Annotated in this window: 19 protein-coding genes; 10 read left to right on the forward strand and 9 right to left on the reverse strand. The window is 70.4% G+C overall.

Annotated elements, in window-relative coordinates:
* Nucleotides 1-20: 20 nt before the first annotated feature.
* Complete coding sequence (locus MJ607_RS20165) at nt 21-941, reverse strand: AEC family transporter (RefSeq protein ID WP_243074721.1); 921 nt, start codon at nt 939-941, stop codon at nt 21-23.
* 118 nt (nt 942-1,059) lie between these two features.
* Between MJ607_RS20165 and MJ607_RS06305 the strand changes: the two genes are divergently transcribed.
* From MJ607_RS06305 to MJ607_RS06315, 3 genes are read left to right on the forward strand one after another with little or no spacing between them, the layout of a single operon-like run.
* Nucleotides 1,060-1,653 carry a sulfite oxidase-like oxidoreductase gene (locus MJ607_RS06305; protein WP_243074722.1) on the forward strand — a complete coding sequence of 198 codons (594 nt, stop codon included), beginning with the start codon at nt 1,060-1,062 and terminating at the stop codon, nt 1,651-1,653.
* Complete coding sequence (locus MJ607_RS06310) at nt 1,650-2,384, forward strand: ferredoxin reductase (protein ID WP_243074723.1); 735 nt, start codon at nt 1,650-1,652, stop codon at nt 2,382-2,384. Before MJ607_RS06305 ends, MJ607_RS06310 begins: the two co-directional genes overlap by 4 nt.
* Nucleotides 2,384-2,650 (forward strand): DUF6510 family protein, encoded by a 267-nt coding sequence (locus MJ607_RS06315; protein ID WP_243074724.1) that lies wholly within the window; start codon nt 2,384-2,386, stop codon nt 2,648-2,650. The genes MJ607_RS06310 and MJ607_RS06315 overlap by 1 nt, the downstream gene beginning before the upstream one ends.
* Before the next feature lie 10 nt (nt 2,651-2,660).
* Here MJ607_RS06315 and MJ607_RS06320 read toward each other — a convergent pair whose 3' ends face one another.
* Entirely contained in the window at nt 2,661-3,122 is a 462-nt protein-coding gene (locus MJ607_RS06320; RefSeq protein WP_243074725.1) for an SRPBCC domain-containing protein, read from the reverse strand.
* 117 nt (nt 3,123-3,239) lie between these two features.
* On the opposite strand from MJ607_RS06320, the gene MJ607_RS06325 reads away from it, so the two are divergent.
* The gene (locus tag MJ607_RS06325; protein ID WP_243074726.1) at nt 3,240-4,055 is read left to right on the forward strand and encodes an MBL fold metallo-hydrolase; all 816 of its coding nucleotides are present in this window, start codon (nt 3,240-3,242) and stop codon (nt 4,053-4,055) included.
* A gap of 15 nt (nt 4,056-4,070) precedes the next feature.
* Here MJ607_RS06325 and MJ607_RS06330 read toward each other — a convergent pair whose 3' ends face one another.
* Entirely contained in the window at nt 4,071-4,988 is a 918-nt protein-coding gene (locus MJ607_RS06330; protein ID WP_243074727.1) for a patatin-like phospholipase family protein, read from the reverse strand.
* A 233-nt stretch (nt 4,989-5,221) separates the two neighbouring features.
* Between MJ607_RS06330 and MJ607_RS06335 the strand changes: the two genes are divergently transcribed.
* The 4 genes from MJ607_RS06335 (at nt 5,222) to MJ607_RS06350 (ending at nt 9,355) form a co-directional block, all read left to right on the forward strand.
* Nucleotides 5,222-6,088 carry an AraC family transcriptional regulator gene (locus tag MJ607_RS06335; RefSeq protein ID WP_243074728.1) on the forward strand — a complete coding sequence of 289 codons (867 nt, stop codon included), beginning with the start codon at nt 5,222-5,224 and terminating at the stop codon, nt 6,086-6,088.
* Between the two features lie 126 nt (nt 6,089-6,214).
* Nucleotides 6,215-7,558: a nitrate/nitrite transporter gene (locus MJ607_RS06340; protein WP_243074729.1), complete on the forward strand. Its 1,344-nt coding sequence runs from the start codon at nt 6,215-6,217 to the stop codon at nt 7,556-7,558.
* Nucleotides 7,559-7,604: 46 nt separating this feature from the next.
* Nucleotides 7,605-8,513, forward strand: a complete 909-nt coding sequence (locus tag MJ607_RS06345) for a pseudouridine-5'-phosphate glycosidase (protein WP_243074730.1) — start codon at nt 7,605-7,607, stop codon at nt 8,511-8,513.
* The gene (locus MJ607_RS06350) at nt 8,510-9,355 is read left to right on the forward strand and encodes a carbohydrate kinase family protein (RefSeq protein ID WP_243074731.1); all 846 of its coding nucleotides are present in this window, start codon (nt 8,510-8,512) and stop codon (nt 9,353-9,355) included. Before MJ607_RS06345 ends, MJ607_RS06350 begins: the two co-directional genes overlap by 4 nt.
* A gap of 4 nt (nt 9,356-9,359) precedes the next feature.
* Here MJ607_RS06350 and MJ607_RS06355 read toward each other — a convergent pair whose 3' ends face one another.
* The 3 genes from MJ607_RS06355 to MJ607_RS06365 all read right to left on the reverse strand — a co-directional run bounded on the left by MJ607_RS06355 (nt 9,360) and on the right by MJ607_RS06365 (nt 10,598).
* Entirely contained in the window at nt 9,360-9,623 is a 264-nt protein-coding gene (locus MJ607_RS06355) for a DUF6458 family protein (RefSeq protein WP_243074732.1), read from the reverse strand.
* Nucleotides 9,624-9,733: 110 nt separating this feature from the next.
* Complete coding sequence (locus MJ607_RS06360) at nt 9,734-10,180, reverse strand: SRPBCC domain-containing protein (protein ID WP_243074733.1); 447 nt, start codon at nt 10,178-10,180, stop codon at nt 9,734-9,736.
* Nucleotides 10,173-10,598 carry a helix-turn-helix transcriptional regulator gene (locus tag MJ607_RS06365; protein ID WP_243074734.1) on the reverse strand — a complete coding sequence of 142 codons (426 nt, stop codon included), beginning with the start codon at nt 10,596-10,598 and terminating at the stop codon, nt 10,173-10,175. The genes MJ607_RS06360 and MJ607_RS06365 overlap by 8 nt, the downstream gene beginning before the upstream one ends.
* 87 nt (nt 10,599-10,685) lie before the next feature.
* On the opposite strand from MJ607_RS06365, the gene MJ607_RS06370 reads away from it, so the two are divergent.
* Nucleotides 10,686-11,252 carry a dihydrofolate reductase family protein gene (locus MJ607_RS06370; protein ID WP_243074735.1) on the forward strand — a complete coding sequence of 189 codons (567 nt, stop codon included), beginning with the start codon at nt 10,686-10,688 and terminating at the stop codon, nt 11,250-11,252.
* A gap of 4 nt (nt 11,253-11,256) precedes the next feature.
* Here MJ607_RS06370 and MJ607_RS06375 read toward each other — a convergent pair whose 3' ends face one another.
* The 3 genes from MJ607_RS06375 to MJ607_RS06385 are packed head-to-tail and all read right to left on the reverse strand — an operon-like array spanning nt 11,257 to nt 14,483.
* On the reverse strand, nt 11,257-12,021 hold the full coding sequence (locus tag MJ607_RS06375; RefSeq protein WP_243074736.1) for an SGNH/GDSL hydrolase family protein: 765 nt from the start codon (nt 12,019-12,021) through the stop codon (nt 11,257-11,259).
* A 19-nt stretch (nt 12,022-12,040) separates the two neighbouring features.
* Nucleotides 12,041-13,402: an MFS transporter gene (locus tag MJ607_RS06380; protein WP_243074737.1), complete on the reverse strand. Its 1,362-nt coding sequence runs from the start codon at nt 13,400-13,402 to the stop codon at nt 12,041-12,043.
* Between the two features lie 37 nt (nt 13,403-13,439).
* The gene (locus MJ607_RS06385; protein ID WP_243074738.1) at nt 13,440-14,483 is read right to left on the reverse strand and encodes an LLM class flavin-dependent oxidoreductase; all 1,044 of its coding nucleotides are present in this window, start codon (nt 14,481-14,483) and stop codon (nt 13,440-13,442) included.
* Between the two features lie 129 nt (nt 14,484-14,612).
* Here MJ607_RS06385 and MJ607_RS06390 point away from each other — a divergent pair, with 129 nt between their 5' ends.
* Nucleotides 14,613-15,239, forward strand: coding sequence for a phosphoribosyltransferase (locus MJ607_RS06390; RefSeq protein WP_243074739.1), 627 nt, complete (start codon nt 14,613-14,615; stop codon nt 15,237-15,239).
* The last annotated feature ends 27 nt before the right edge of the window (nt 15,240-15,266 follow it).

Consider the following 15,266-nt stretch of genomic DNA (forward strand, 5'->3'; position numbering starts at 1 on the left):
CGCCGTGTTTCGGAGGGCGCTCAGGCGAGCAGATAGGTCGCGAGCAGCAGCACGGGCACGCAGCCGACCGTCGTCAGGAAGACGGTGTCGCGCGAGATCGTCTCGCCGACTCCGTAGCGCTGCGAGTAGTTGAAGACGTTCTGGGCCGTCGGCAGGGCCGCCAGCACGACCACGACGAGGACGTCGTGCGCCGGCATTCGGAATACGAACTCGCCCACGGCCCACGCGACGATCGGCATGAAGAACAGCTTGAGCAGCGTCGCGAGCGTTATGTCGCGGCGGCGCCCGGACGGCGCGAGCACGCGCTGGCCGTACAGCGAGATGCCGTACGAGATGAGGAGGACGGGGACGCACGCGTTCGCGACGAGCTGCGCGGGCTCCATGACGATCGGCGGCAGCTCGAGGCCCGTGACGGAGACGATCGTGCCGAGGATCGACCCGACCACGATCGGGTTTGTCAGGGTGCGCAGCAGCGCCCGCGGGAAGGACGTCCGCCCCGCCGTGACCGTCTCGAGGATCGTCATCGAGATCGGGGTGAAGACGAGCAGCTGCATCAGGATGACGGGGGCGGGGTACGCGGCCGATCCGAGCAGGTAGAGAGACAGGGGGATGCCGATGTTGTTGGAGTTGACCTGCCCCGCCGAGAGGGCGCCGATGACGATCTCGCCCGTCGAGCGCCGCCACGCGAAGCGCGCCACCGCGACGTAGACGACGAAGACCGACACCGCGGCGATCGCGGCTACGGGCAGCATCGCGGAGAAGAGCAGTCGCACGTCAGCCTGGCTCAGCACGACGAACAGCAGAAACGGCGAGAGCACGAAGAACGTGAGCCGCGCGAGCACGGGGCGCCCGTGCTCGCCCAGCAGATCGGTGCGCCCGATGATCCAGCCGACGAGGATCGCGACGCCGACGACGGCGAACCCCGTGAGGGACTCGATCACGGGGTGTCCGGGCAGTCGTCGAGGCTAGTCACATCTTCAGGCTATCGACGCCTCGAGCCGGGCCTCGCTAGCCTGGTGCCGTCGGCGGAATGTCGCCCGCCGGCGTGAGGAGGAGTCGATGGCAGTGTTCTCCCGAGGCTTCGGCGATCGTCGTCGCGAGTCGGACCCGCGGCTGCCGCCGGGTCAGTACCTGACCGAGGACTTCCCGGTGCTCTCCGCAGGCCCCACCCCCGAGATCGACACGGGGGAGTGGCGCTTCACGATCCGCACCGAGGCGGGTGAAGACACGTCGTGGACGTGGGACGAGTTCCAGGCGCTGCCGATCGAGGACATCGACACCGACATCCACTGCGTCACGCGCTGGACGAAGCTCGGCACGTCGTGGCGCGGCGTCTCGCTCGACACGCTCATGGAGGGTATCGACACGAGCGTCGAGTACGCGATGGCGCACTCGTATGGCGGCTACACGACCAACGTGCCGCTCGAGGATCTGCTCGGCGGCAAGGCGTGGATCGCCTTCGAGTTCGACGGCGAGCCGCTCGACCCCGAGCACGGCGGTCCCGCGCGGCTGCTCATCCCGCACCTCTACTTCTGGAAGAGCGCGAAGTGGGTGCGCGCGCTCGTGCTGCACGAGCACGACGACCCGGGATTCTGGGAGCAGAACGGCTATCACCTGCACGGCGATCCGTGGACCGAGGAGCGCTACTGGTGACTGCGCCCGGTCGCGTGCTCTGGCGCGAGGCGCGCGTCGCCGAGGCGGTCTCGGCCTCGCCGCGCTCGCGGATCCTCCGCCTCGAGGCCCCGGGATGGCCCGGCAGCCTTCCGGGACAGCACGTCGACGTGCGCCTCACCGCCGAGGACGGCTACCAAGCCGTGCGCTCCTACTCGCTCGCGCTCGCGGGGGACGGGGACTCGATCGAGCTCGGCGTCGACGAGGTGCCCGACGGCGAGGTGTCGCCGTATCTCGTCCACGACGTCGCGCCGGGGGACGAGCTCGAAGTGCTCGGACCGCTGGGAGGCTACTTCGTGTGGCACCGGGACGATCCGTCACCCGTGCAGCTCATCGCGGGCGGCTCGGGCATCGTGCCGCTGCGCGCCATGGTGCGCGCGCGGGTCGAGGCCGCGACATCCCAGCCGTTCCGGCTGCTCGTCTCGGTGAAGACCCCGCAAGACGCGATATATCGCGATGAGCTCAACGGCTTGACGGATCATGGGGGAGTCGAGGTCGACTGGGTCTTCACACGCAGCGCGGCGCGGGACTGGACGGGCACGGTCGGCCGGCTGTCGGCGGAGGCCCTGGATGCCGCCGTCTGGCCCGTCGCGGACGACCCGCTCGTGTTCGTGTGCGGCCCGACGGGGTTCGTCGAGTTCGTCGCACGAGCGCTCGTCGCGCGCGGGCATCCGTCGGCGCGGATCAAGACCGAGAGATTCGGAGGCGCCTGATGAGCGCGCATGTCGAACACGTCGACGGCAATGCGCTCGCCGGCATCCTGGCCGAGTTCATGAGCGCGGATGCCTCGACCCTGCGCATCACATGCCGCCATTGCGGGGCGCACGATCCGATGGGCGAGGTCGTCGTCGAGCGAGACGACGCGGGATCGATCGTGCGCTGCCGCGGCTGCAGTCACACGCTGCTCGTGATCCTGCGCGACGCAGGAGGCGGCATCCGTCTGCGCTTCGAAGGATGCGCCGAGATCGCTTCCGGCTGACAGACCCCGATCAGGAGACGGATGCCGCGTCTTCGCCGGCGAGGACGGCGGACGTGCCTCGCTGCCACTCCAGGAGCATCTCGTCGAAGTCCTGCGCGAACTGCTCGAGCAGCGCATCGGCCGCCTCGTCGAGCGACGTGATGTCGTATCCCACGTCGACCCGGGTGCCGGCATCCGTTCGCTCCAGACGCACGCGAACCCTCGTCGCGCTGTGTCCCGGCGTGAACCGCGCGTAGGTCGCCGCGGTGGGCGGTATCGACTCGACGACGATCCACGTCGTCTCGCGGCCGTCGGCCGACGTGCGCCAGACGGTTCCGGGCGCCGTGTCGTCGTCGACGTCTGCGAGAAACTCCGGCGACCACCCGGGAACCCAGAGTCGCTCACCGGCTGCAGTGAACAGCGGGAACGCCCGCTCCGGCGGCGCTGTGAGCGCGAACCCGCCCCGGCAGACGAAGCGAGGACGTGCGGTCACACGCGCGACGTTACCAGTACGTGCAATCGCCGATAATGCACATTATGTCAACTCTTTCACGGAGCGCCCTCCTCCTGGGTTCTTCCGGATGAGCGGACACTTCCCCAGAATGGGGGGATGCTGCAGGAAGTCGCCGACGGCGTTCTCGTCCACGAGAGCCAGTTCATCCAGAGCAACTCCGTCGTCGTGCGCGGCCGCGACGGCGTGCTGCTCGTCGACCCCGGGATCACGCGCGACGAACTGGAGCACATCGCCGACGACCTCCGCGAGATGGGGCTTCCCGTCGTGGCGGGCTTCTCGACGCACCCCGACTGGGACCACGTGCTGTGGCACGCGCGGTTCGGCGATGTCCCCCGGTACAGCACGGCGCGGGGTGCGGCATCCATCCGGGACGTCCTCGCCAGCGCGGACTGGCGCGAGCAGGTCGCCGAAGGACTCCCCCCGGAGCACGCCGACGACATCCCGATGGAGCTGCTCGGACTGCTCACGCCTCTGCCCGCCGAGGCGACGATCCTTCCGTGGGACGGCCCTGCGGTGCGGATCCTCGAGCATCGGGCCCACGCCCCCGGTCACGCGGCGCTGCTCATCGCGGAGCCACGCGTCCTGATCGCAGGCGACATGCTCTCCGACATCCTGATGCCTTTCCTCGACCCGCGGGCCGAGAGTCCGATCGACGACTACCTCGCGGCGCTCGCCCTGTTCGAGGGCGTCGCGGGCGAGGTCGACGTCGTCATCCCGGGTCACGGATCGGTGGGACGAGGCGACGACGTGCGCGCACGCATCGCCCTGGACCGTGCGTATGTCCAGGACCTCCGTGACGGCGGCGAGTTCGACGACTACCGCATCGGCCCCGCCGCCCCGCTCGAGTGGCTGCCCGAAGTGCACGAGTGGCAGGTTGAGCGGCTCACCGGCGGCGATCAGGCCGCACAGTAGGCCGCTCCCCCGCTGTCAGCGCCAGAATCCGCCGAGGTGGGCGGCGAGACCTCTCCCCTGCGCGAACCCGGCGCGAGCCGCCGCAGGACGCGTCGAAGAGTCCATGAGGTCGTCGCCGAAAGCCGACAGCGCATCGGCATCCGGGAAGATCGTCTCGACGCCACTCCCCTGCGCCCGCAGTTCGTCGAGCTGCGTCGCGAGGTGCGTGCCCCACGCGAACGGGGTGCGTGTCCTGCCGCCGAGCGGCGACAGCACGAGCACGCGGGCGAATCCGGCGGCGAGATCGGCGTTGTCGGCGTTCGACCGGTAGCCGCCGTCGATGTACCGCCCCTCCCCTATGCGGTACGCGAAGCCGCCGGCGCAGCTGGCCGCGACGGCGTCGACCAGTTCGATCCCGCTGTCGCGATCGAACACGACAGGTTCGCTCGTGCGGGCGTCGACTGCCGTGATCTGCAGGCGCTGCCGCGGCCACTCCGCGTGGGGCAGGCGAGCTGCGACAGTCGTGCGCCACCGCTCGGACTGCTGGGGGACGTCGTGCTCCGCGAATGCGGCAGCCGTCCGGCGTCGCACGTCGGCCATGTCGGAGGAGGCCGCGATGATCGCGTCGAACCTCTCGAGATGGCTCGTCGTCAGCACGGGAGGCCGGCGATCGCTGCCGGTCGGCGCCGTCCGCACAGGTGGGACCTCGAGGGTGGCGGAGAAGAGGTCGGCGGGCGCCGCCCCCGTGATCTGGGCGGCGGCGGTCGATCCGGCCGAAGTGCCGATGATGAGGTCGGCGTCGGTCACATCGAGACCGCCGTCGGAGAAACCGGCGACGACGCCGATCAGCCAGGCGTTGCCGGCCGATCCGCCGCCCCCGAGCACCAGCGCGGTGCGGGAGGCGGAGTCGTCGTGGGCGGATGTTTCTGAGGTGCGCGAGAACAAGAGGTTCATGGTCGCAGCTTTCTTGGAGTGCAGGATGCGCTCCCCGCGACGGCTATGTCAGTCGCGCGATCGTGAACTCGAGGGAGCGCCCGGAGTGGACAGTGCGTGCATCGGGCTCACCTCCTCGGATCGTGTCACGTTCGCCGAGAGTCTACGCCCGACTCCTGGCACGATCGGATCGGACCGTGAAAGTCGGGTGGCCGCGGCGCGAGAGGACGAGGCTGGATGTCGAAGGAGAGGCCGTGATCGCGATACTCAACCGGGTCGTCGACGCTGTCGAGGAACACCTCGGCGACGAGATCGACCTCGGCGACCTCGTCGCGAGCCTCGGAGCGACGGAGTACCACGTGCGCCGGATGTTCTCGTCGCTCGCGGGCATGCCGCTGTCGGAGTACATCCGGCGGCGTCGCATGACCGTTGCGGCCGCGGATCTGCTCGGAGACGACGATCTGCTGAGCATCGCGGTTCGCTACGGGTACGGCTCGACGGAGGCGTTCGGCCGCGCGTTCCGTGCCGTGCACGGCGTCGGGCCTGCCGACGTGCGCCGTGACGGCGGCCCCCTTCGCTCGCAGCCACAGCTCAGGTTCCGCCTGACCGTAGAAGGGAACACCCCCATGGACACCCGCATCGTCGACCGACCCGCCTTCCATCTCATCGGGCACGCGGCGCGCGTGCCGCTCATCCACAGCGGCGTCAATCCGCACATTCAGGCGCACATCGCCGCGCTGCCGATCGACGAGCACGCCCGACTCAAGGGGCTCAGCACCACCGAGCCCGAGGGGCTGCTGCAGGTGAGCGCGGACGTGGACCCTGACTACGCCGAAGGCAGCGAACTCACATACCTGCACGGCGTCGCGGTGGAGGACGGAGCATCCGTGCCCGACGACCTGACGGCGATCGCCGTGCCCGCGGGCACGTGGGCCGTCTTCCGAACGGAGGGGCCGTACCCCGCCGCACTGCAGGCGACGTGGGCGGCGACCGCGACCGACTGGTTGCCGTCGAACCCGTGGCGGCTGCGGCCGGGACCGTCGATCGTGGCGGTGCTCGACCGCTCCCCCGACTTCAGCACGGCGACGTGCGAGCTGTGGCTCCCCGTCGAGCGCGCCTGATCCCGATCGCCGGCGCGGTGTGAGCGCAAATCGCGCCGCTGAGGTGCCGGCCGGATCACGGATGCCGATCCGGACGATACGCTGGAAGCAACCCTCGAATCGATTCGGATTGACGACGCACGACTGATGACGACTCCCCTGCAGGCCCAGCCCTCCTGGAGGGCGTGGATCATCTGGGGAGTCGGCGTTGCCGCCTATGTGCTCGCGGTGACGAACCGGACGTCGCTCGCCTCGGTCGGCGTCGACGCCGCCGAACGCTTCCAGGCCGATGCCTCGACGCTTTCGCTGTTCGCCGTGCTGCAGCTCGCCGTGTACGGGGCGATGCAGCTGCCGGTCGGCGTCTGGCTCGACCGCTTCGGCGCCCGCCCCATCATCGCGATCGGGATGGCGCTCATGGCGGTCGGGCAGCTCGTCATGGCGGTCTCGCCCAACGTGGGCGTCGCGATCGTCGCGCGCATGCTGCTCGGTGCGGGCGACGCCGCCGTGTTCCCGAGCGTCCTGCGCCTCATTGCAACGTGGTTCCCCGCGCAGCGGGCGCCCGTCATGGTGCAGTTCACGGGGATCATCGGCCAGTGCGGGCAGATCATCGCGATCGTCCCGCTCGCGGCGCTCCTGCACGCGACGTCGTGGAGCGTCGCGTTCGGCAGCCTCGCGGGGCTGTGCGTGCTCTTCACGATCCTCGTCGCCCTCGTCATCCGGAATCATCCTCCCGAACGCGATGCCGATGTGTCCGTCGACACCGACACGGGGTCGATCCGGGTCGTGACCTCGTCGGCAGACACGAGCGTCGGCATGCGTGCCGCCTGGTCGCACCCCGGCACGCGCCTCGCCTTCTGGTCGCACTTCACGACACCGTTCGCGGGCACCGCCTTCGTCATGCTGTGGGGCGTGCCCTTTCTCACGGCGGGCGAGGGCCGCACCAACGCCGAGGCGGCGACGATCATGCTCGTGTACGTCATCGCGGGCATGCTCATGGGCCCGTTCGTCGGGATGCTGTCGGCGCGCATCCCGCATCTGCGCTCGCGTGCCCTCGTCCTGCCGACGATCGCTGTGCAGGCCGTCGTCTGGCTCACCGTCATCGCGTGGCCCGAGCCGGCGCCGCTGTGGCTGCTCTTGGCGCTCGCCCTCGCGCTCGCGACGGGCGGCCCCGCCTCGATGATCGCGTTCGACCACGCCCGCACCCACAACCCGAGCCACCGGCTCAGCACCGCGACGGGCATCACGAACGTGGGCGGATTCCTCGCGGGCCTGCTCGCGATCCTCCTGATCGGCCTCGCGCTCGACGCGCAGGGGGCCGGCACGCCCGAGACGTACACGCTCGAGGCCTTCCGTCTCGCGTTCCTCACGCAGGTACCGCTCTGGGCGCTCGGCGCGGCGTTCATCGTCGTGGAGCGCAAGAAGACGCGCATCCGGATCGGACTCGACGCGCCGCGGCCGCCCCGCTCGGCACGCCGTCGCCGCAACCGCTGATCGGCGCCGCCCGGTGCGTACTGTGGGACGCGACGAGAGGGGCGCAATGGCCGTGCATGTCTCCGACGAGGTCCGGGATGCCGTGGGCCGCGGCATCCCGGTCCTCGCGCTCGAATCGACGATCTTCACGCACGGACTCCCCCGCCCCCGCAATCTCGTGGTCGCCCTCGAGGCGGAGCAGCGCGTGCGGGCCGCGGGCGTCGTGCCCGCGACGATCGGCGTCGTCGAGGGGCGTGCCGTCGTCGGCCTCTCGACCGCCGAGATCGAACGGCTCTCGACCGCCGACGACGTCGTCAAGCTGAGTGTGCGCGACCTGCCGATCGCAGCCGCCAAGCGCCTCCACGGCGGGACGACGGTCGCCGCGACAGCGCTCCTCGCGCACCGCGCCGGCATCCGGGTGTTCTCGACGGGCGGGCTCGGCGGCGTGCACCGCGACGCGCAGCAGACCTTCGACGAGTCGGCGGATCTTCCGACCCTGGCGCAACTGCCGCTCGTCGTCGTGAGCGCCGGCGTCAAGTCGATCCTCGACATCCCGCTGACCCTCGAGCGGCTCGAGACGCTCAATCTGGCGGTCGTCGGCTACCGCACGACCGACTACCCCGGGTTCTACATCGCCGATTCGGGATACGACATCGAGTACTCGGTCGCGTCGGCCGACGAGATCGCCGACATCGCGGCGGCACGGGACGAACTCGGGATCTCCTCGACGATCCTCGTCGCCAATCCCGTCGAGGAGTCAGCGCAGCTGCCCGCCGACCTGCACGACGACGTGCTCGCGCGCGCGCTCGCCGCGGCCGCCGCCGAAGGCGTCTCAGGTCACGACACGACGCCGTTCCTGCTCGACTTCATGCAGCGCGAGACGGGCGGGCGCAGTCTCGACGTCAACGTCGCCGTGTACCGGGGCAACGTCGCTCTCGGCGCCGAGATCGCGGCCGCGATGGCGAGTCGCGCATGACGCTCACGGTCATCGGCGACCTCATCGCCGACGTCGTCGTGCTGGGCGCGACGACGCTCGAGATCGGCACCGACAATCCCGCCGTCATCACGCACGTCCGCGGGGGCAGCGCCGCCAATGTCGCGGCGGCGGCGGCGCGGTCGACATCCGTCCGCTTCATCGGACGCATCGGAACGGATGCCGAGGGCGAAGCCCTCGCGCACGAGCTGGCCGAGGCCGGGGTCGAGGTGCGCGTGCAGCGCGCGGGCCGCACGGGATCGATCGTGATCCTCGTCGACGACGCGGCGGAGCGCACGATGCTCACCGACCGCGGCGCGGCGGCCGAGCTCGGGGAGATCGACCCCGCATGGCTCGAGGGCACGAGCTGGCTGCACGTTCCGCTGTACGGATTCGCCGAACCGGGGTCGGCGGCGGCTCTGCGTGCCGCGGCCACGCGCGTGCGCGCGAGCGGCGCGCCCGTCAGCCTCGATCTCTCGAGCGTCGCGTCGATGCGCGCGCACGGGCGCGACGAGCTGCGCGGCATCCTGTCCGCCCTCTCGCCGACCGTCGTGTTCGCGAATGCCGACGAAGCGCGCCTCCTCGACGAACTCGATGTGCACGTCGCGGGCGACGTCGTGCTCGTCGTGAAGCGCGGCGGCGATCCCGTACTCGTCCGGTCCGACGGCGCCGTCACCGAGGTGCCCGTCGAACGCGTGTCCGACGCCCTCGATTCGACGGGTGCGGGAGACGCCTTCGCCGCCGGCTACCTCTCCGCGGCGCTCGAGGGAGGCACGCCCGCGGAAAGCGCAAAGGCCGGCGCAGCCCTCGCGAAGGAGGCGCTGCGCCGGCCTGGCGCGATCTGAGGGTCTAGAGCCCCGCTGCGTCGTCGGGCGTGCTCGAGGACTGCCGCGTCACACGCTCGTTGGATACCGGGTCGACGGTGGTCCGCTGCACGACGTCCGAGCGGCGGCGGCGTGAGAGGAGCACGATCCCGATCAGGACGATCACAACGCCTGCACCCATCAGGATGTAGCCGACGAGATCCAGATTCACCCAGTCCACCTGGACGTTCAGGGCGAACGCGAGGATCGCTCCGAGGACGAACAAGACGATTCCGGCACCGATGCTCATGCGAGGCTCCATTTCCGGGACCTCCCCAAGTGGAGTCCCTTCCGTTGCTCGATGCTGGCAGATCGGTGCGCGCGGACGCAGGGGCTTGACAAGCCCCGAATCCGCTGGGATCAGGCGTTCTGCATGCGCGCGAGCTCGTTCTCGATCTCGTCGACGAAGGCGTTGTAGCCCGCGATGGTCGCCGCGACCTGCTCGTCGCTGAAGTCGGCGCGGTCCTGGCGGATCGTCAGGCGCGTGCCCCCGTCGATCTCCTCGAGGTCGAACAGCACGGGGAGCCCCGCATACTGATCCGGATTGTCGGTCAGCGTCATCGCGAGGTGCGACGGCGGGTCGACCGCGACGTACTCGCCGGCCCAGTCGATCCGATTTCCGTCGGGCAGCAGCATGACGGCGCGGAAGGCGCCGCCGACGCGGACGTCCATCGTGAGCGAGTCCTGCGGCACCTCGACGGCTGCGGTCCCGAACCAGACCGCGAAGTGCTCGGGCTTGCTGAGCGCGTCGAAGACGAGCGATCGCGGTGCGGTGAGCTCGCGCGTGATGGTGAAGTAGTCAGCCATGGGGGTTCTCCTTGTCGTGTGGTGGTTCAGGGTCGTGTGGTGGTTCAGGGTCGCGTGACGGGTCGGGGGCCGATGAGCTCGGGGCGAGCTGCTGCAGGACCTCGAGGTAGGCGCCGAGCGCGCCCAGGGAGTCCGACCAGAACCGCTCGAAGTCGCCGATCCATCGGGATGCCTCGGCGAGCGGCCGCGCGTCGAGCCGCGCTGGGCGGTACTGCGCGTCCCTCCCCCGCGTGACGAGCCCCGCGGCCTGCAGCACCCGCAGATGCTTCGAGACGGCGGCGAACGTCATGTCGAACGGAGCCGCGAGCTCCCCCACGCTGGCCTCGCCCTGCGCGAGTCGCGCGAGGATCCGCCGCCGCGTCGGATCGGCGAGCGCTCCGAAGGTGCGATCGAGCTGCTCCTCCGTCGGGTGCGGCATCCGTCCACTCCTTATTCAACTGATTGGTACAGTACCCTTTGGTTGAATAGCTGTCAAGATGTCGGATGCCGCGGCTACCGTAAGCGCATGACGCGCTTGATCTTCAACACCGCGACGACGCTCGACGGCTACATCGCCGATCCCGCCGACTCGCTGTCGTGGCTCTTCACCGTCCCCGGAGCGGGCGAGGCCGAGAGCGACTTCGGCGGCTTCCTCGCGACGATCGGGGCCCTCGTGATGGGCTCGACCACGTACGAGTGGATCCTGCACCACGAGGACCTGCTCGCACACCCCGAGCGCTGGCAGCGCTCCTACGCCGACCGGCTCTCGATCGTCATGACCTCGCGCGATCTGCCTGCTGTCCCCGGCGCACGGCTGCACTTCCGCTCCGGCTCCGTGGCCGACGTCTGGGCAGAGCTGCAGGAGGCCGCTGAGGGAAAGGACGTGTGGGTCGTGGGCGGTGGCGACCTCGTCGGGCAGTTCGCCGACGCGGGCCTCCTCGACGAGGTCCGGGTGTCGGTCGCGCCCGTGACCCTCGGGGCGGGCAGACCGCTCCTTCCCCGACGAATCGAGTCCGACCGGCTCACGCTGGAATCCGTGGCACAGAAGGGTCAGTTCGCCGAGCTCGTCTACCGCGTCACGGGACGGGCCTGAGGCGTCAGGCCTCCGAAGGGTCGAACGTCGCCCACGTCGCGAACTTCGGCTCACGTCCGTCACCCGACGACGTGCCGGTCATGCGGCGACGCACCCAGGGTCCGACGTGCTCCCGGTAGTACGAGGTCGACCGCACCGCCGCGGCGGGCGGCAGCGCCGGCAGCGACCACCACGCGGCCGGGGGCTCGAGCCCCAGGGCGGTCAGCACACGGGCGGCGACGCGGTGGTGACCGCGAGCGTTCATGTGCAGGCGATCCTCGGACCAGTAGCCCGGCGTCGACAGTTCGCGGTCAGGCCAGTTGAGCGCACGGATGACGTCGGGGCGCTCGTCCAGGCGCACTCCGACGGCAGCCGACAGCACATCGCCGCGGCGCTGGAAGACGCGGCCCATCGGCAGCTGCGGCGACGGGTTCGCCCCCGAGAGCACGATGAGCTGCACGCCCTCTTCGTCGCATCGACGGATGACATGGTCGAAGGCCTCCACGATCCGCGAAAGGGACGCGCGGGGCCGGAGCATGTCGTTGCCTCCCCCGTTGAACGAGAGATGCGTCGGCTTCAGGGCGAGTGCCGGCTCGAGCTGCTGGTCGACGATCGGCCACACGAGCTTGCCGCGGATCGCGAAGTTCGCGTACTCGACGGGCTCGTCCGTCGCGTCGGCCCAGCCGTGGGCGACGAGGTCCGCCCAGCCGCGCACGCGGCCGTCGGGCAGATCGTCGCCGACGCCCTCGGTGAACGAGTCGCCGATCGCGACGTAACGAACAGATGCCACCGGCCCAGCCTAGGCGGGTTCAGCGATCGTCCAGCGCCCGACCGCGGCGATCGAGGAGACCCCACGCGGCGATCGCGGCGACAGCGAAGAAGGCGGCGAAGAGGACGAAGAGCGCGGGGGCTCCGCCGAGCGCGAGCATCGGCGGGACGGTGAGCGGCGCCACGATCGATGCGATGCGACCGGCGCCGGCTGCCCAGCCGGAACCCGTCGCCCGCAGAGAGGTCGGATACATCTCGGGGGTCACGGCGTACAGCGCGCCCCACGCTCCGAGGTTGAAGAACGACAGCGCCATGCCCGTCGCGATGATGGCGGGCTCGCCCGCGGCGGTGCCGAACAGGATTGCGGAAACGGCGGACCCTGCCAGGAAGATCGAGAGCGTCGCGCGGCGGCCCCAGACCTCGATGAGCCACGCAGCTACGGCGTACCCGGGCAGCTGTGCGAGCGTGATGATGAACGTGAACCCGAACGACCGGACGAGGTCGTAGCCCTGCGCGACGAGGATCGTCGGGATCCAGATGAAGGCGCCGTAGTAGGAGAAGTTGACGCAGAACCAGACCAGCCACAGGCACGCCGTGCGGACGCGGAACTCCCGACCCCAGAGCAGTCGCAGGCGCTCGCGCGTGGTCGGGGCGGCGGGCATCTCCGGCGAAGCGGATGCCGTCTGCTCCTTCGAGGGAAGGGGCTGCGCCGTCGGCGCAGCGACCTCGGCCTCGAATGCACGCACGACGGCGTCCGCATCGGCGAGGCGGCCCCGTCGCTCGAGCCAGCGCGCCGACTCGGGCAGCCCCCAGCGCACGATGAGCGCATACACGGCGGGGATCGCGCCCAGCGCGAACGCCCACCGCCATCCGTTCTCGGAGGTCGGGATCACGAAGTAGCCGATCAGCGCCGCCGCCGTCCAGCCGACGGCCCAGAAGGCCTCGAGCAGCACGACCATGCGCCCCCGGATTCGCGCGGGCGCGAACTCGCTCACATACGTCGAAGCCACCGGCAGCTCGGCGCCGAGTCCGAGGCCCACGAAGAACCGCAGGATCAGGAGCAGTGCGAGCCCGCCGACGAGCGCGCTCGCGCCCGTCGCAAGCCCATAGACGATGAGCGTCAGGGCGAAGACCTGCCGCCGGCCGAACCGATCCGCAAGCAGTCCGCCCACGCTCGCGCCGATCGCCATCCCCACGAACCCGATCGAGGCGATCCACGCGGCCTCGGTGGGCTCGAGCGACCACTGCTGTGCGAGCGCCGCGATGATGAAGGAGATGAGGCCGACGTCCATCGCATCGAGGGCCCAGCCGACGCCCGAGCCCGTCAGCACACGGAGGTGCCGCCGGGTGAAGGGCAGTCGGTCGAGCCGTTCCGACACCGTCGCGGTCGAGGCATCCGTCATGTCGTCATCGTACGGATGCCGGGACCGGTGCGGTGCGCTACGCGAGCAGCTCGCGGACGCGCGGCGCGACCTCGGCTCCGTACAGCTCGATCGAGCGCATCATGCGCTCGTGCGACAGCGTGCCGGTCGAGAACTTCATGTCGAAGCGATCGAGCCCCAGCGTGCGGACCGTGTCGGCGATCTTGCGTGCGACGGTGTCGGGCGAGCCCACGTAGAGGGCGCCCTCCGGGCCGACGTCGTGCTGGAAGCGCAGCCGGTTGTACGCGGGCCATCCGCGCTCGCGGCCGATCGTGTTGTTCATCGCCTCGAAGCCTTCGTAGGCCTCGTCCCATGCCTGCTGGTCGGTCTCGGCGACGTGACCCGGCGAGTGCACGCCAACCGGCAGGGGGTCGCGGCCGAACGAGTCGAGCGACCGCTGGTAGAGGTCGGTGAAGACGCGGAAGCGATGTGCGGGACCGCCGATGATCGCGAGCATGAGGCCGTAGCCGTAGCGGGCTGCGCGCACGGCGGACTCCGGCGTGCCGCCCACGCCGACCCACGCGCGGATCCCGTTCTCGGTCTTGGGGAAGACGTCGGCGTCTTCGAGCGACGCGCGCGTCGAGCCCGACCATGTGACGGGCTTCTCGGTCAGCAGCTGCGAGAAGAGGGCGAGCTTCTCGTCGAAGAGCAGCTCGTAGTCGCGCAGGTCGTAGCCGAACAGCGGGAAGGACTCGACGAACGAGCCCCGACCGAGGATGACCTCGGCCCGCCCGTTCGAGATGGCGTCGAGCGTCGCGAACCGCTCGTAGACCCGCACAGGGTCGTCGCTGGAGAGCACCGTGACCGCAGTGCCGAGATGGATGGCCTTCGTGCGTGCCGCGGCGGCCGCGAGCACGATCTCGGGGCTCGAGACGGCGAACTCGGGTCGGTGGTGCTCCCCCACCCCGAAGAACGACAGCCCGACCTCATCGGCGAGGACCGCCTGATCGACGACGTTGCGGATCGTCTCGGCGTCGCTCAGGAGCCGTCCGGAGGCGTCGCGCGTGACATCGCCGAAGGTGTCGAGACCGAGCTCGAGCTGAGAGGGATCGCTGATGGCCATGATCCATCCTTTCATTCGTCTGCATAGAACCCCGGTCGGGTTCTCGACATTCCCTCCGAGCCCGCCACTCCCCTGCTGCCGCCGCTGCGGACCCTGTGCCGCCTGATGGCCCGCGCGTAGGGTGAGGCCGTGGCCATCTTCCCCGATCGCGTCCACGCGGGTCGAGAGCTCGCCGCAGCACTCGCGCAGTGGGCGACCACGGATGCCGTCGTCCTCGGCATCCCCCGCGGGGGCGTCGTCGTCGCCGCCGAGGTCGCCCACGCGCTGGGACTGCCCCTCGACGCCGCCGTCGTGCGCAAGCTCGGCACGCCCCACCACGAGGAGTACGCCGTCGGCGCGATCGCGGACGGCGTCCGCGTCGTCGACCCCGAGGCGATCCGCCGGGGAGCCGTAACGCCCGATCAGCTCGCATCGGTCGAGACCGCCGAGCGGGCTGAGCTCGCGAGGCGCAGTGCGCTGTTCGCGCCGCATCCCGTCGACGTCACCGGCCGGCCCGCGATCATCGTCGACGACGGCGTCGCGACGGGTGCCACCGCGACCGCTGCGTGCCGCGCCGTGAAGGCGCGCGGCGCGCGGCACGTCGTGCTGGCGGTGCCCGTGGCACCGGCATCCTGGATCCCCGAAGACGTCGACGAGTACGTGTGCCCGCATCGCGAACGCGGCTTCTGGGCGGTCGGCGAGTACTACGACGACTTCACCCAGACACGGGACGAGGAGGTCGCACGCCTGCTCGCGCGCGACCCCGCCGAGGAGTAGAGCCGGCAGGCTCAGGCCTCGACGGGC

Source organism: Microbacterium sp. SS28 (assembly GCF_022761035.1).
GTDB lineage: Bacteria > Actinomycetota > Actinomycetes > Actinomycetales > Microbacteriaceae > Microbacterium.

Excerpts from the sequence above, each read along its gene's own strand:
- MJ607_RS06330 (WP_243074727.1), bottom strand. The coding sequence starts at position 4,988 with ATGAACCTCTTGTTCTCGCGCACCTCAGAAACATCCGCCCACGACGAC.
- MJ607_RS06325 (WP_243074726.1), top strand. The coding sequence starts at position 3,240 with ATGCTGCAGGAAGTCGCCGACGGCGTTCTCGTCCACGAGAGCCAGTTC.
- MJ607_RS06385 (WP_243074738.1), bottom strand. The coding sequence starts at position 14,483 with ATGGCCATCAGCGATCCCTCTCAGCTCGAGCTCGGTCTCGACACCTTC.
- MJ607_RS06340 (WP_243074729.1), top strand. The coding sequence starts at position 6,215 with ATGACGACTCCCCTGCAGGCCCAGCCCTCCTGGAGGGCGTGGATCATC.
- MJ607_RS06370 (WP_243074735.1), top strand. The coding sequence starts at position 10,686 with ATGACGCGCTTGATCTTCAACACCGCGACGACGCTCGACGGCTACATC.
- MJ607_RS06315 (WP_243074724.1), top strand. The coding sequence starts at position 2,384 with ATGAGCGCGCATGTCGAACACGTCGACGGCAATGCGCTCGCCGGCATC.
- MJ607_RS06350 (WP_243074731.1), top strand. The coding sequence starts at position 8,510 with ATGACGCTCACGGTCATCGGCGACCTCATCGCCGACGTCGTCGTGCTG.
- MJ607_RS06345 (WP_243074730.1), top strand. The coding sequence starts at position 7,605 with ATGGCCGTGCATGTCTCCGACGAGGTCCGGGATGCCGTGGGCCGCGGC.
- MJ607_RS06365 (WP_243074734.1), bottom strand. The coding sequence starts at position 10,598 with ATGCCGCACCCGACGGAGGAGCAGCTCGATCGCACCTTCGGAGCGCTC.
- MJ607_RS06380 (WP_243074737.1), bottom strand. The coding sequence starts at position 13,402 with ATGACGGATGCCTCGACCGCGACGGTGTCGGAACGGCTCGACCGACTG.
- MJ607_RS06355 (WP_243074732.1), bottom strand. The coding sequence starts at position 9,623 with ATGAGCATCGGTGCCGGAATCGTCTTGTTCGTCCTCGGAGCGATCCTC.
- MJ607_RS06305 (WP_243074722.1), top strand. The coding sequence starts at position 1,060 with ATGGCAGTGTTCTCCCGAGGCTTCGGCGATCGTCGTCGCGAGTCGGAC.
- MJ607_RS06360 (WP_243074733.1), bottom strand. The coding sequence starts at position 10,180 with ATGGCTGACTACTTCACCATCACGCGCGAGCTCACCGCACCGCGATCG.